This is a genomic window from Blautia sp. HCP3S3_H10_2, from assembly GCF_052122375.1.
Taxonomy (GTDB): domain Bacteria; phylum Bacillota; class Clostridia; order Lachnospirales; family Lachnospiraceae; genus Blautia_A.
The window spans coordinates 33,532-47,738 of sequence record NZ_JBQKCL010000007.1; the positions used below are offsets into that span (position 1 = coordinate 33,532).

Annotated in this window: 12 protein-coding genes and 1 riboswitch; of the genes, 8 read left to right on the top strand and 4 right to left on the bottom strand. The window is 43.7% G+C overall.

The features are described from left to right. Window positions 1–342: 342 nt before the first annotated feature. From ACTQWB_RS09135 to ACTQWB_RS09145, 3 genes are all read left to right on the top strand, one after another. Window positions 343–2,025, top strand: a complete 1,683-nt coding sequence (locus ACTQWB_RS09135) for an AAA family ATPase (protein WP_441500949.1) — start codon at window positions 343–345, stop codon at window positions 2,023–2,025. Between the two features lie 299 nt (window positions 2,026–2,324). Further along, a complete protein-coding gene (locus tag ACTQWB_RS09140) occupies window positions 2,325–2,582 on the top strand; it encodes a toxin HicA (RefSeq protein WP_441500950.1) in 258 nt (85 codons plus the stop codon). Further along, window positions 2,566–2,928: a type II toxin-antitoxin system HicB family antitoxin gene (locus tag ACTQWB_RS09145; RefSeq protein ID WP_441500951.1), complete on the top strand. Its 363-nt coding sequence runs from the start codon at window positions 2,566–2,568 to the stop codon at window positions 2,926–2,928. The genes ACTQWB_RS09140 and ACTQWB_RS09145 overlap by 17 nt, the downstream gene beginning before the upstream one ends. 123 nt (window positions 2,929–3,051) lie before the next feature. Here ACTQWB_RS09145 and ACTQWB_RS09150 read toward each other — a convergent pair whose 3' ends face one another. From ACTQWB_RS09150 to ACTQWB_RS09160, 3 genes are all read right to left on the bottom strand, one after another. Continuing rightward, on the bottom strand, window positions 3,052–3,453 hold the full coding sequence (locus ACTQWB_RS09150; protein ID WP_441500952.1) for an HI0074 family nucleotidyltransferase substrate-binding subunit: 402 nt from the start codon (window positions 3,451–3,453) through the stop codon (window positions 3,052–3,054). Continuing rightward, window positions 3,434–3,715, bottom strand: coding sequence for a nucleotidyltransferase family protein (locus ACTQWB_RS09155; protein ID WP_441500953.1), 282 nt, complete (start codon window positions 3,713–3,715; stop codon window positions 3,434–3,436). Before ACTQWB_RS09155 ends, ACTQWB_RS09150 begins: the two co-directional genes overlap by 20 nt. An 84-nt stretch (window positions 3,716–3,799) precedes the next feature. Then, the gene (locus tag ACTQWB_RS09160) at window positions 3,800–5,182 is read right to left on the bottom strand and encodes an amidohydrolase family protein (protein ID WP_441500954.1); all 1,383 of its coding nucleotides are present in this window, start codon (window positions 5,180–5,182) and stop codon (window positions 3,800–3,802) included. A 77-nt stretch (window positions 5,183–5,259) separates the two neighbouring features. Next, window positions 5,260–5,356, bottom strand: a riboswitch (purine riboswitch). Between the two features lie 250 nt (window positions 5,357–5,606). Here ACTQWB_RS09160 and ACTQWB_RS09165 point away from each other — a divergent pair. From ACTQWB_RS09165 to ACTQWB_RS09185, 5 genes are all read left to right on the top strand, one after another. Beyond that, complete coding sequence (locus tag ACTQWB_RS09165; protein ID WP_441500955.1) at window positions 5,607–6,311, top strand: acyl-[acyl-carrier-protein] thioesterase; 705 nt, start codon at window positions 5,607–5,609, stop codon at window positions 6,309–6,311. Between the two features lie 209 nt (window positions 6,312–6,520). Then, complete coding sequence (locus ACTQWB_RS09170; RefSeq protein ID WP_441500956.1) at window positions 6,521–9,130, top strand: hybrid sensor histidine kinase/response regulator; 2,610 nt, start codon at window positions 6,521–6,523, stop codon at window positions 9,128–9,130. Between the two features lie 82 nt (window positions 9,131–9,212). Next, window positions 9,213–10,181, top strand: a complete 969-nt coding sequence (locus ACTQWB_RS09175) for a Gfo/Idh/MocA family protein (protein WP_441500957.1) — start codon at window positions 9,213–9,215, stop codon at window positions 10,179–10,181. Window positions 10,182–10,310: 129 nt separating this feature from the next. Then, window positions 10,311–11,009 carry an L-ribulose-5-phosphate 4-epimerase gene (locus tag ACTQWB_RS09180; protein WP_441500958.1) on the top strand — a complete coding sequence of 233 codons (699 nt, stop codon included), beginning with the start codon at window positions 10,311–10,313 and terminating at the stop codon, window positions 11,007–11,009. Between the two features lie 171 nt (window positions 11,010–11,180). Next, a complete protein-coding gene (locus tag ACTQWB_RS09185; protein WP_441500959.1) occupies window positions 11,181–11,972 on the top strand; it encodes a carbohydrate-binding protein in 792 nt (263 codons plus the stop codon). A gap of 77 nt (window positions 11,973–12,049) precedes the next feature. Here ACTQWB_RS09185 and ACTQWB_RS09190 read toward each other — a convergent pair whose 3' ends face one another. Then, window positions 12,050–14,179, bottom strand: a complete 2,130-nt coding sequence (locus ACTQWB_RS09190) for a glycoside hydrolase family 3 C-terminal domain-containing protein (RefSeq protein WP_441500960.1) — start codon at window positions 14,177–14,179, stop codon at window positions 12,050–12,052. Between the last annotated feature and the right edge of the window lie 28 nt (window positions 14,180–14,207).

A 14,207-nucleotide genomic window follows, 5' to 3' on the forward strand; every position in this document is an offset into this window, starting at 1 on the left:
AAGTTTGTAAAGTTAAATATTAGAGCCTGTTTGAAAAAACATAACTGTAAGTAGAATGTATTTTTATAAGGCATTCTATAAACTTTTTATAAGCTGTATTTTTATAACGCACTTTTGGTAAATGCTTTACAAACCAAACAAATACTATTACAATATTTATACAATAAAAGATATAAACACAAAAGATATAAACACAAAAGACATAAACACAAAGGACATAAATACGAAAGATAGAAAAATAGGAAATAAATGGAACCTGATTTTGAATCAGGTCCTGAGCTTCGGGGGCATAAAGTATATGCTAATGGAATGTTTAAGTGAAGCAATACGAGGAGGAAAAGCATGATAAATATTTCTATCGCAGTCGGTGTTTCGGATTTTGAAGTAATTCGGCAGAACAATTACTACTATATAGATAAAACAGGATTGATAAGTGAAATTTTAAAAACGGGAAGTGACGGTTTTACACTGATTACCAGACCAAGACGTTTTGGAAAAACCTTGGGAATGAATATGCTTGCCAGCTTTTTTGACATCCAGAAGGATAACAGAGAGTTATTTGAAGGCTTGGAAATTTCACGGAATTATTGGCTATGTGAGAAATGGATGAATAAGTGGCCGGTTGTTTTTGTCTCTTTTAAAAGTATTAGTGGTCTGGCATTTGACAGTGCTTATGAAATGTTTCAGCTTTTGATCGCCAGTACTTTTTCAGAACATGATTATCTTTTGAAAAGCGAGAATATAACAACAGAAGAGAAAGAGAATATACGCCATTATATCCGAAAAGAGTCAACAAAAGTTGAAATGGAAAACAGCCTTTATTTTTTGATAAAAGTAATGGAGAAACATTATGGAAAAAAGGTAATTCTTTTAATTGATGAATATGATGTTCCACTTGCAAAAGCAAGTGCCAATGGATACTATGACCAAATGCTTGAGTTTATGAAAGGTGTTATGCAGGCGCTGAAGGATAATAAATTTTTGCAGTTTGCGGTCGTTACAGGCTGTTTAAAGATTGCCAAAGAAAGTATTTTTACAGGAACGAACAATTTTGTTACAGATACGATTACAACCTCCAGATTTGATGAATATTTTGGGTTTACCCAGGAAGAGGTATGCCAGATGCTGCAGGATGCGGGCGCAGAGAAATATGCAGGGAAAGTAAAAGATTGGTACGATGGATACCATTTTGGAAATTTTGACATTTACTGCCCTTGGGATGTACTGAATTATCTTCACGATCTGGACTGGAATTCCAAGGCCAAACCCCAGAGCTATTGGAGAAATACCAGCGATAATGCGATCATTCGCTCTTTTATTGACTATAAGGGAGAGAGCATAACGAAGAAACTGGAGATTTTACTGGCAGGAGGCTATATCACACTGCCGGTGGATGAAAGTGTTACATATGATTACCTGCACTCTTCTGAAAATAACCTATGGAGTATTCTTTACCTGACAGGATATCTGACGAAGGTAAGGGATGATAAATTAAAGAAAAAATTACCGGAGGGAATGTCAGCGTTGATGATTCCAAATGCAGAGATTCGTGACATTTTCAAATCAACGATAGCAAACTGGTTTGATGACAGTGCCATGGAATGGAATCGAAAGGCTTTGTTTGCAGCAGTATGGCAGGCTGATGAGGAGACATTGACTGAGGAAATAAATAAACTACTGCGAAAAACTATCAGTTATTATGATTATAAAGAAGATTTTTATCATGCTTTTCTGGCAGGGATTTTTGCTGGTGCAGGATATTGTGTGGAATCAAACAGAGAGCATGGGGAGGGACGCAGTGATGTTGCAATTTTCGATTCGGTAAATGGACGGGCTGTAGTTCTTGAAGTGAAATATTCCGATAAAAGAGAAAACATGGTGTGCGACTGTGAACGTGCAATACGGCAGATCGATGAGCGGATGTATGCAAAAGAATATGAAGGAGAGTATGACCAGATTTTGTGTTATGGGATTGCGTTTTTTAAGAAGGGGTGTCTGGTGAAAAAGAAAAGAGAAACCATTTGAATACTGGGACAGAACGGAGGTTTGTATATTGATAAATCAGCAACGATACGATTTGTAGTAAATAAAATAGTAAAAATAATTATAAATATGTCAAAATAAGGATATATACACATTCGCAATCTTGATAAGATAACCTCACAAATAATAAATTATCCTTAAATCTATTATTCTAATAGTTCCATATCAGGAACAGAAATACCCTGTAAACTATATTGATAAAAATGTTTCTATTACAGAAGCGATAAATAGAAAGATTGACACCATATGCGACACCACATATAATATAAGGAGATATAAGAATGTCAAAATGGGATAAACTGATAACACGTATATGCGATTTATCAAAAGACCTTCGGTTTGATGAGCTGCGGAAGGTATTGGAAAGTTATGGATATGAAATGAATTCACCGAGAAGTGGAAGCTGCCATTATACATTTAGGAAGGAGGAGTGTACGCCGATTACAATACCAAAACATGAACCGATTAAAAAAGTATATGTAGAAATGGTAAGGCAGATTGTAGAAAGCGAGGCGAAGAAAGATGAAGACGTTGAATGATTATATGGAAATGGCCTATCGTATGGAAATTGTAGAAGATAAGGATGAAGGTGGATTTGTGGTTTCTTATCCGGATTTACCAGGGTGCATTACATGTGGAGAGACAGTGGAGACTGCGGTGGAAAATGCGCTGGATGCGAAAAAAGCGTGGCTCGAAGCTGCATTGGAGGAGGGGATTGAGATTCATGAGCCGGACAGTCTTGAGGATTATTCGGGACAATTTAAATTGAGAATTCCACGAAGCCTGCACAGATCACTGGCGGAACATTCCAAGAGAGAAGGCATTAGTATGAATCAATATTGCGTATATCTTCTTTCCAGAAATGATGCTGTGTTTTCGAAATAAATGTGAAGAACTGATGATTTAAAATGATATATTTAGAGGCAAATACAAAAACCAGAGCGCATTGATGGCCCTGGTTTTTGTATTACCGTCTATCTTTTAATCGACGGTGTGAATAAGCAAAGCTTATCTATAATATTTTTCAGCGGCTACTTTAAATTTTTCGAAAAGCGGATAATAGATATTTATAATATCCTGAAATTTCTCAGTTGCAAGAGTACCATCATAGTCGTGTGCCAAGTGGTTACGGGTTTTTAACATCTGCAGCCACTGGTCGTCATCAATAAGTCTGTTGGCGAAAGCCTGTTGCAGTGTCTCTCTGGGAGAACCGACTGCAAAATCAAGGATTCCCAATTTTTTTATCAGGATATCTTTCATAACTTTCCAGGAAATATCGAAAGTGAGACTGAAATTCAGCACAGTACCCTCAAGAACAAAATCAGCATTTACGTCAGCAGTTCTACTTTTCGCAAGGTTTTTAAGACTTTTGCAAAAGGTATTGTAACGATTAATAGATTTGCTTTCCATATTTTTTTATATCCTCCAAAAGAAATTCATTTTTTATATTATCAAAGTCAAAAATGTCTATCTTTCGTAAAGTTTCAATCTGTTGTAAGTCATCCTCTAATTGCAATAAATCAGGGCAACCGTAAACAACAAAATCAATATCGCTGGTGGGAGTGGCAGTATTGGTAGCAAAGGAACCAAATAAATCCAGTCGTGTCACATTATTTTTTTTACAAATTTCTGTAACCTTGCTTATTAATTCCGGAATAGGCATCGTATTCATAGCGGGAACCTCTTTTTACTGTTCGTTTCACGTATCAGAATATTAATATTTTACGTGTATCTGGTGAAAAGGTCAAGTCTGTGATTACACTACCTTCCGTCCCTGCACATATTTCGCGCTCAGATTCCGGTCATCTGACAGATAAACCAGCCGTTCCAGTCTGTCGCGGGTGGAAATCTCCTGTGGATGGCGGATGTTGCTGTCATCCAGAACCATGGCATCAAATTCGTAGCCCTTCTCAAAGCTTCCAACTTTTCCGAAGAAAGAGCCGCCTCCGATGGTTGCCATATAGAAAGCTTCTTCCAGGGTGACAGGAGCCAGAGTCTGGTCCATCAGCCTCCAACGGAGCTTGGATACCTGGATGGCGTCTGCCATGGCGCGGAACATGGAAAGGGAAAAACCACCGGCAACATCAGTTCCAAGTCCTACGTGAAGCCCCATGTCAAGGTAACGACGGATAGGAGCAATTCCGGAGGCAATGTCGGTATTAGATTCCGGGCAGTGTGCGATATAAACACCCTGGTCTTTGATCATCTGGATCTCTTCGTCAGTAGAGTGGACGCAGTGCGCCATGATGGTAGGGCAGATATTTACGCTATCGGCAGGATTGCTAGAAGAAATCTGAGTCTGGTCTGGCATTTTGACTATATAGTTGTCTGTTTTATGTGTATTGTTGGTATTGCCAGTCTGCTTCGTCCCGAACAGTCCGAACATATCATAGGCATCCCCATAAAATCTGCTTGCCGGGCAAAGCTCTTTTACCCATGCAATTTCGCTAAAGTTTTCAGAAAGGTGAGACTGAACCGGCAGGTGATATTCCCGCTGGATTTTTCCAAGCTCACCCATCAGTTCGTCCGTGCAAGAGGGTGTGAAACGTGGTGTCAGGATCGGATATGTGTGGTTATAACGTTCTTTGATTTCTTCCAGCCACAGGCGGGTATCCTGTGCAGAAGCCTGTGCGCTTTCCTCCTGAAGCTCCGGAGAGCCATTGCGGTCCATATTTACTTTTCCAACCATAGTTGTCAGGCCACTTTCTTCCAGCATATCCATAAGAAGCTCCGTAGCCGGACGGTGTAAGGTGGCAAAAATGCAGGCCCTTGTGGTAAAGCTGTGCTTCAGGTCATCTACAAAAATGGAGTAGGCCTTTTTCGCATAGGCCAGATCTGCATACCGGGCTTCCTGCGGAAATGTAATGGTATTCAGCCAGTCCAAAAGCTCCAGATCCATACCAGTTCCACGGTAAGCGTACTGAGGTGCATGGAGATGAAGGTCGGTGAAGCCTGGAATAATCAGACGGTCACCCATATCTTCTACGGGAATGTCTTTATATTCCGCTGGAAGCTGGGAAAAAACGCCGGCACAGACACCATTTTCACAGATGACATAAGAATTCTCTGCGAAAACAAGTTCACGCTGATTTTTGCTGTAGCAGATAGTGCCTTTTAAAGCAAACAATTCTTTTTTCATATCAATCAACCCATCCTTTCAGAAAGTGTGCAGTGCAGGCATAAAAAAACTACCCTGGAAAAAGCTATACCTGCACATCTCTTTCGTATGCAGCTTATAGACAACTATTAGGGTAGCTGGTAGAAACGTCCAACCGGATTATGGACCTATATAAGCACTCGATATTTTCTGTTTTTATGCCTTTATTGTACATGGTAAGCTGCCTGGAAGCAAGAGGAAATTCACAAAACTTTTCCATTTTTTCATATCTTTATTGACCGATTTGTTATATAATGAAGTAAAATCGCGGAGCGATTTTACGCTACGCAAACGAAGTGAAACGGAGTTCGCGGTTCCCGTCGCGGAGCGATTTTACGCTACGCAAACGAAGTGAAACGGAGTTCGCGGTTCCCGTCGCGGAGCGAGATAAGGAGATTGACATCATATGAGTTACAGCTTCAAAGGTCGTGTAAGATACAGTGAAATTGGAGAAAATGGCTGCCTGACCCTTCCTGGAATCCAGGATTATTATCAGGACTGTTGTACCTTTCAGTCGGAGGAAATCGGGCAGGGAATGGAAGTGTTGGAGAAACGTCATAGGGCATGGGTGCTGTCCTCCTGGCAGATCGTAGTAAACCGTTATCCTAAATTAGGAGAAACTATTGTGGCAACTACAGCCCCCTATGGTTTTAAGGGCTTTCTTGGGATGAGAAACTTTACCCTGAAGACAGAAGAGGGAGAGATTTTATCCTATGCAAACAGTATCTGGACGAACATTGACACCCAGACGGGTCTTCCGGCAAGGCTGACCGATGAAGATGTGAGAGGATATGAACTGGATGAGAAGCTGGATATGGATTATGCTCCGCGTAAGATCACATTGCCGGAAGAGATGGCTAAGGAAGAGCCTTTTTCCATTCAGAAGCATCATCTGGACACCCACCATCATGTGAATAACTGCCAGTATATCCGCATGGCAGCAGATTATCTGCCAGCGGGGTTTGCGATTCATCAGATGAGAGCAGAGTATAAGAAACAGGCACTGTTGGGAGATGTTTTTTACCCATCAGTGAAATTGGAAGAGGGAAAAGTTACGGTTGCGCTTTCTACAGAAGAAGGTGCGCCATATGCAATTGTGGAGTTTATATGATGCCAGGGTCAAAAGGTCAGAAAGCTGTTCGTGCTTGCACGATAAAGCTTTTGACCTTGGGACCCGCCAAACATGAGAAAGTAGCGATTTACGCAGTAAATCAGCGGATTCCGAATGCCCCCGGATTGTGAGAGCAGCGTAGCTGCGGAACAATCCGTGGCATTGAGTTACGAATTAGTTTATGAAATCCCAAGAAAGCTGGTGAACCCATGGACATTCAGGTGCAACAGACTGAGAAACTGAAGAACAGGCAAAAGTATGCTTCTGCTATTTTGCAGAAGCTTCCGGCCATTAGCCGTGCTGGGAATGAAGAAGAACTGAATAAGACTGTGCAGGAAATGTTGTGCCTTATGGGAGAATATAGCGAGGCAAAATGCGTCTATATTTTTGAAAAAGAAAGCGAAGGCGTGTACAGGCATAGATATGAATGGTGTGCACCTGGTGTTTTGTCGAAAAGTTCTTATATGCCGTTGGTTACAAGGGCGGATATGCCGAAATGGAGCGGTATTTTTGACAGTGGGAAGCCATTGGTGATCGAAAATATGGAAGAAATATGGGAAGACATGCCGGCAGAATATGAAGCATTGAAATCCTGTGGAATACATTCTTCTATATTGACGCCTATGTATAATCAGAGTAAGCTGGCTGGCTTTATCGGGCTGGATAATCCATCCCCTGATATTTCTCCTCTTTTTATCCAGGAAATGGCATTTGTGGGAGAATATCTTAATGCCGCCAGACAAAACCTGCACATGCGGGATGCGTTGGAGAACCGTCTGCAGCAGAAAAATCAAGAGCAGGAGATCCTGAGCGTACTTTGTTCCGACAGTACTTCGGTTTTTAAGGTGGATCTGCTTGCGGACAGGGCGGAAACGGTGAAGTTGTCTAATGGTGCAAATGCATCACAGTTTATCTCTCTGGAAGACAGGCCATCTATCTGTTTTTCTGCTGCGATGAAAGAGTATTTTGAGCGCTACATAATTAAAGAAAGTATATCAGATTATCTGGAGACCTTCCGGCCGGAGAATCTGATTCGGGAACTGAAGAAACAGAGCCGGATAAGCCGCAGGTTCCAGACGACAAAGAATGCGCTGGGACAGCAGTATTTCGAGATTCGGGCTTCCCGGCTGAATTTTTCGGAAGGCAGATATCTGGCACTGGTAGATTTCCGTTATATTGATGAGATTGTCAGTGAGGAGAAGAAGCACCAGCAGGAGCTGGAGAGTGCCCTGGAAGAAACGAGAATGGGCAGTGAGATTATTTCTGCTCTTGGCAAAATTTATTTCCGGATCTATCAGATCGATCTGGTGCGCTATTACTATGAAGAGATTGCTGGCGGAAGCTCCGAGCTGCGTCTGACCGGATGCCATGGAGATGCCAGTGTGCGGATGGCTCAGGATAACAGGGAACAGGTAGCAACGGAATACCAGGAGAAGGTTGCAGAATTTTTTGATCTTAGTACAGTTTCGGCCCGACTGAAGGACGAAGAGACCATTGCGGCAGAATATCAGGCGGCAGATGGTAACTGGCATCTGGCACGATTTATTGTACAAAAAAGAGATGAACTGGGAAAAGCTGTGCAGGTGCTTTTTGTAATCCGCCTTATCAGTGAGGAAAAAAGGCGTGAGAGATTCCTTATGGGTGAAGCGGCAGAAGCAAAGCGCGCAAGCGAAGCGAAATCCGAATTTTTGTCCAGAATGTCTCACGACATCAGAACCCCTATGAATGCAATCATGGGATTTGTCAATATTGCAAGGCACCATCTGGAGGAACCGAAAAAAATAGAGGACTGCCTGAATAAGATTCTGCTTAGCGGCGGAAATCTCCAACAGCTGATCGATGATGTACTGGATATTTCCAGGATTGAAAGCGGGGAGTTTAAGCTGGAGCAGAAACCTGTAAATATAGAAGCGAATTTTGAACTGTACCAGCAGACAATCAGCGGGATACTGGCGGAGAAAAAGCAACATTATATAAGCAGCAAGCATGGGATTTTACATAATATACTGTTGACAGATGAGCTGCGGCTGAGCCAGATTTATATTAATCTGTTGTCAAACGCAATCAAATATACACCAGAAAATGGCACCATACGGTTTGAATTGTATGAAGAGCCATCAGAGAATGCCGGTAAGGTAAGGCTGATCGGAATTGTCAGCGATAACGGCATTGGAATGGCGCCTGATTTTATGGAAAACATGTATACCGAATTTTCCCGTGCGGTTGATACCAGGGTGAATAAAGTCCGGGGCAGTGGCCTTGGGCTTGCCATTGTGAAAAAAATCGTGGATATGATGGGCGGAACCATTGAGGTGGAAAGTGAGCTACAAAAGGGAACGTCTTTCCGGGTGACTCTTGAGCTTTCCTATGTGGAAGAAGCGGCTGCAGAGCCGGATTATGCAGGGCAGATGGCAGACGGAAAGCTTCCAGACAGGGAAATCCATCTCCTTGTAGCAGAGGATAATGATCTGAACCATGAGATTTTGATGGAACAGCTTGCCATGTATGGAATTTCCTGTGAACGGGCTGCTGACGGACTGGAATGTGTGGAGAAATTCGAGGCGTCAGAGATGGGCCGGTATGACGGAATTCTTATGGATATGCAGATGCCTGTGATGAATGGCCTGAAGGCGACACGGGTGATAAGAAACTTAAATCATCCCCTGGCGAAGACGATTCCTGTGATCGCGCTGACAGCAAATGCCTATGAGAGCGATGTGAAGAAATGCCTGGAGGCCGGGATGAACGCGCACCTGGCGAAGCCAATCCAGGTGGAAGCGGTGATACAGACCCTGGCAGAGTTTATAGATAAAAAGTAGTTGGAAGATGATGCTTTGAAAGCATGATGATGTCTGCGTTAGCAGACATGTCCGTTTAGTGATAGAAAGGGTGGGTTACATAATGAAAATTGGAATTCTTGGAGCCGGTGGAATTGCGGTTCAGATGGCGAAGACAGTAGCCGGAATGGATGATGTAGAAAATTATGCAGTAGCAGCAAGGAGTCTGGAAAGGGCCCAGGCTTTCGCAGAGAAACATGGTATTTTCAGAGCCTATGGTTCTTATGAGGAAATGCTGGCGGATCCCCAGATTGATCTGGTATACATTGCAACACCTCATTCCCATCATTACCTTCATGCGAAGATGTGCCTGGAAGCTGGGAAAAATGTGCTTTGCGAAAAAGCTTTTACTGTAAATGCAGACCAGGCCAGAAAGCTTTTTGCCCTGGCGAAGGAGAAAAATCTGTTGATCACAGAGGCAATCTGGACCAGATATATGCCATCCAGGAAGATGATCAATGATATCATTGCAAGCGGTGTGATCGGGGATGTGACAGCAGTTACTGCTAATCTGAATTATGCCATCAGTAATGTAGAGCGTATCCGTAAGCCAGAGCTGGCCGGAGGTGCGCTGTTGGATGTAGGTGTGTATACGATTAATTTTGCCAGCATGGTTCTTGGAGATAAGCTGAAGGATGTGCAGGCGACCGCTATTTTCCGCGACGGAGTAGATATGCTGGATACGATCGCGATGGTTTTTGAAGGTGACCGTATGGCGACTTTACAGTGCGGTGCACGGGAAATATCTGACCGGGTGGGCAGCATCTTTGGAACAAAAGGTTGTATTCAGGTGCAGAATATTAACAATCCGGAAAAAATCACTGTGTTTGACCAGAATCATCAGGAGGTGGCATCCTATCTGCCGCCAGAGCAGATCACAGGTTACGAATATGAGGTGGAGGCTTGTGCCAGAGCCCTTGCAGAAGGGGCAAAGGAATGCCCGGAAATGCCCCATGCTGAGACAATAAGAGTGATGGAGATCATGGATGGAATCCGGAAATCCTGGGGATATGAGATTCCGTTGTATGAATAATGAGTTGTGATTCCTGTGCATTGCGAAGAGGTTACGGTACATGGTGTGAACAGTAACATCAATAATGAACGTTTGTGAAAAAGATAAGATACAAGTAGAATTTTACATGTAAAAAAGGAGGATACAGTTATGCTTGAAAAATTAAAAGAGGAAGTTTACAAGGCAAATATGGACTTGCCGAAATATGGTCTGGTTACTTTCACCTGGGGAAATGTAAGTGGAATCGACCGTGAGAAAGGGCTTTTCGTAATCAAACCAAGTGGTGTAGAGTATGATAAACTGACACCAGAGGATATGGTAGTCGTAGACCTGGAGGGCAACAAGGTCGAAGGAAAATATAATCCTTCCTCTGACACACCTACTCATGTGGTTCTGTACAATTCATTCCCGAAGATTGGCGGAATCGTACATACCCATTCTTCCTGGGCTACCAGCTGGGCGCAGGCAGGACGCGCAATTCCATGCTATGGAACCACTCATGCGGACTATATCTATGGTGAAGTTCCATGTGTCCGTAATCTGGATAAGGGCGAGATTGAGGAAGCTTATGAGAGAAATACCGGTATCCTGATCGCAGATTATTTCAAAAAGAGAGATTATGAGGCTGTTCCGGCGGTTCTCTGCAAGAATCATGGACCTTTCACATGGGGCAAGGATGCTCATGAAGCAGTACATAATGCAGTAGTTCTGGAAGAGGTTGCCAAGATGGCATCCCGTTGCGAATTGATCAATCCGAACGTGAAGCCTGCACCGCAGGAGCTTCAGGATAAGCATTATTATAGAAAGCATGGTGCGAATGCTTATTATGGACAGGGGAAACTGGAGTAAATCGCAGCAGAAACTGGAGTAAAAAACAAAACAGTCAGAATAAAAAATAGGAAACCAAATCAAAAATTCCTCTCCTTGTTGGATCCAAACCCAGGATTTATAATAATTATGGGGCAGAGTCTTTTCCGAAAAGACGCTATAGTGAATGAAAACAAGAAGGGGGATTTTTTTATGCTATGTTTAAAGGTTGCAGATAAAGATGGAAAAAATATTGCAGTAGCACATGGAGAAACGGAGGTTTATCTAGCTTTAAACCACCAGTATCAAGAGGGAGACACTGTCATTCTGGAAACAGAAGAAGGCAGTCATCATGTATGGCTTCAGGTGGATGATGCACTGGGAAAATCCCTGGTATATACAACTGGCTGGGTAACCTATCGCATTCCTTTTGGAGAGAAGAAAATCTGTTATTCGCCAAAAGCGTTTTCCGGTGAGAAGCATCTGATTTCAGCCAGAATTGCCTGGCCTTTTGAAGTGACGGCTTATCGGAATCTGGCCTTGAATGTAAATGACCAGCACGAGGATGCAAACTGTTATCCTCACGCAAGCGCCAATGTAGAAACCAGAGATGAGTCTGTTTTTATTGCCAGAAATACCATTGATGGTATGACTGCAAATGGCTGTCACGGTGAGTGGCCATACGGTTCCTGGGGCGTTGTCAGCGAGGAAGACTGCAAGATGAAACTGGATTTTGGACGTACCGTATGTGTGGACCGGATTGTGCTTTACACCAGGGCAGATTTTCCACATGACAGTTGGTGGACCAGTATGAAAGTGGTGTTTAGTGATGGCAGTGATCTGAAACTGGATATGAAAAAGAGTAATGAGGCTCAGATGTTTTCTTTTGAATCGAAACAAATCAAATGGTTGGAGCTGTGCGAGCTTGAAAAAGCAGAGGATGCTTCTCCGTTTCCGGCATTGATGCAGATTGAGGTGTATGGGGTGGATGCTAGTGCGGAATAAGAGCTTTTAAATAAAAGATATAAAAGAGAGGCTGACGCATTAAGGTTAAGTAACTTTTGATGCGGCAGCCTTATTGACTATTTCATGTATTCAATCTCCACAGGTTTCACACCTGTAAGCTCTACACTTCTTTCATCCGGCTGACTGCAGCCAACATAAATCCTGAAGTGAGAACCATCTTCTCTTCGAACTCCATTTTCATCTACAACAGTAAATGCTCTTGGGGCAATGGAAAGGGTGACAACTTTTGTTTCGCCTGCGTCCAGGAAAACCGAAGTAAAAGCAACAAGCTCTGGATTTCTTACGGCCAGTGGAGAATCGGTATTTTTCAGATATACCTGAACGACTTCTCGGGTGGCAATCTGTCCCTGGTTGGTAACCGTGGCGGTGATTGTTACTTTTGCTGACTGGCTGTCTGCAATGGCTTCGGATGCAGACTTCTGTGCAACCGCATCCGTCACTACAACCTTCCCATAAGTCAGTCCATATCCAAATGGGAACTGCGCCTTATTTTCCATGTAGCGGTAGGTACGGCCCTTCATTGCGTAATCTGTGAAATCAGGAAGCTCTTCCAGTGTTTCATAGAAGGTTACCGGGAGCTTGCCAGATGGGGAAACATCACCGAACAATACTCTGGCAGCTGCTTTTCCACCTTCAGTACCTGGGTACCACAGAACCATCACTGCGTCGAAATGCTCTGCGGCATAGGAAAGATCAATGTCGCTTCCTGCCATCAGGCAAAGAACAATCGGTTTGCCGGACGCTGCCATTGCTTCCATAAGATCCAGCTGGACCTGCGGCAGCTTCAAGGTCTCTTTATCACCAGAAGCGTAGCTGTTTCCGGTATCCCCTTCCTCGCCCTCCAGCGTCTCGTCAAGTCCTACACAGAGGATTACCACATCACTGTTTGCGGCAACGATCTTGGCCTCAGCCAGTCGGTCCTGGGTAAGTGCCAGATGCTCAGTGCGGTCGCGGAAAAGATCACAGCCCACGGAAGCAAGCACCCGGACATCGCTTCCGGCAGCGCTAAGATAATCCTGAATGCCTTCCTGAATCGTGCAGTAGCGGGATGCGGTACCATGATAGTTTCCTACCAGTGCTGCGCGGCTGTCTGCATTTGGCCCAACGATTCCGATGGTTTTGATCATTTCTTTTTGTAATGGAAGGATTCCGTTATTTTTCAGAAGTACGAAACTTTCTTCTGCTGCTTTTCTGGACAGTGCCAGATGGGCAGGGGATTCTACCTCGGAATATGGAATCTTGTCATATTCGGTTTCTTCAAATAATCCCAGCATATATCTGGTTGTGAAAAGACGGATCGCAGATTCTGTGATAGTCTCTTCCGAAATCAACCCTTTTTCATAAGCTTTCAAAATATGAAGATAAGTGTTTCCGCAGTTCAGGTCACATCCGTTATTCAGAGCCAGGGCAGCAGATTCTGCAGGAGTGCTGGTTACCATATGGTGTTCATGGAAATCCTTGATTGCCCAGCAGTCGGAAACGAAATATCCCTGGAATCCCCAGTCACCGCGGAGTTTTTTCTGAAGAGTAGGACTTCCGCAGCAGGGTTCTCCGTTTGTGCGGTTGTAAGCACCCATGAAGCCCTCTACATCAGCTTCTTTTGTCAGGGCTTCGAATGCTGGTAAATAGGTTTCCTCCATATCTTTCTGGGAAACAACTGCGTCAAATTCATGGCGGATGGCTTCCGGACCGGAGTGGACTGCGAAATGCTTGGCGCAGGCAGCGGCTTTCATAATTTCACCGTCTCCCTGGATGCCTTTTACAAAGGCAACGCCCAGTTCTTTGGTAAGATAAGGATCTTCGCCGTAGGTTTCATGTCCACGTCCCCATCTGGGATCACGGAAAATATTGACATTTGGGGACCAGAAGGTAAGGCCCTTATAAATGTCCCGGTCTTCTTCCTGGGAATAGGCGTTATATTTGGCGCGCCCTTCTGTAGCGGTAACATCAGCAATCTCACCCAGAAGTGCAGTGTCAAAGGTGGCACCAAGGCCGATTGCCTGTGGAAAAACAGTGGCCTGTCCGGCACGGGCGACTCCGTGGAGACCTTCGTTCCACCAGTTATAAGCTGGGATGCCCAGTCGCTTGATCGCCGGAGCGTCATAACGCAGCTGGCTTGCTTTTTCTTCCAAAGTCATCTGATTGACCAGTTTGGTCGCTTTTTTTCTAGCCTCTTCTCTATTCATAATGTTTCTCCTGTTGTTGTCATAAATT

Coding starts and splice junctions, on each gene's coding strand:
- ACTQWB_RS09135 (WP_441500949.1), top strand. CDS start 343: ATGATAAATATTTCTATCGCAGTCGGTGTTTCGGATTTTGAAGTAATT.
- ACTQWB_RS09140 (WP_441500950.1), top strand. CDS start 2,325: ATGTCAAAATGGGATAAACTGATAACACGTATATGCGATTTATCAAAA.
- ACTQWB_RS09145 (WP_441500951.1), top strand. CDS start 2,566: ATGAAGACGTTGAATGATTATATGGAAATGGCCTATCGTATGGAAATT.
- ACTQWB_RS09150 (WP_441500952.1), bottom strand. CDS start 3,453: ATGGAAAGCAAATCTATTAATCGTTACAATACCTTTTGCAAAAGTCTT.
- ACTQWB_RS09155 (WP_441500953.1), bottom strand. CDS start 3,715: ATGAATACGATGCCTATTCCGGAATTAATAAGCAAGGTTACAGAAATT.
- ACTQWB_RS09160 (WP_441500954.1), bottom strand. CDS start 5,182: ATGAAAAAAGAATTGTTTGCTTTAAAAGGCACTATCTGCTACAGCAAA.
- ACTQWB_RS09165 (WP_441500955.1), top strand. CDS start 5,607: ATGAGTTACAGCTTCAAAGGTCGTGTAAGATACAGTGAAATTGGAGAA.
- ACTQWB_RS09170 (WP_441500956.1), top strand. CDS start 6,521: ATGGACATTCAGGTGCAACAGACTGAGAAACTGAAGAACAGGCAAAAG.
- ACTQWB_RS09175 (WP_441500957.1), top strand. CDS start 9,213: ATGAAAATTGGAATTCTTGGAGCCGGTGGAATTGCGGTTCAGATGGCG.
- ACTQWB_RS09180 (WP_441500958.1), top strand. CDS start 10,311: ATGCTTGAAAAATTAAAAGAGGAAGTTTACAAGGCAAATATGGACTTG.
- ACTQWB_RS09185 (WP_441500959.1), top strand. CDS start 11,181: ATGCTATGTTTAAAGGTTGCAGATAAAGATGGAAAAAATATTGCAGTA.
- ACTQWB_RS09190 (WP_441500960.1), bottom strand. CDS start 14,179: ATGAATAGAGAAGAGGCTAGAAAAAAAGCGACCAAACTGGTCAATCAG.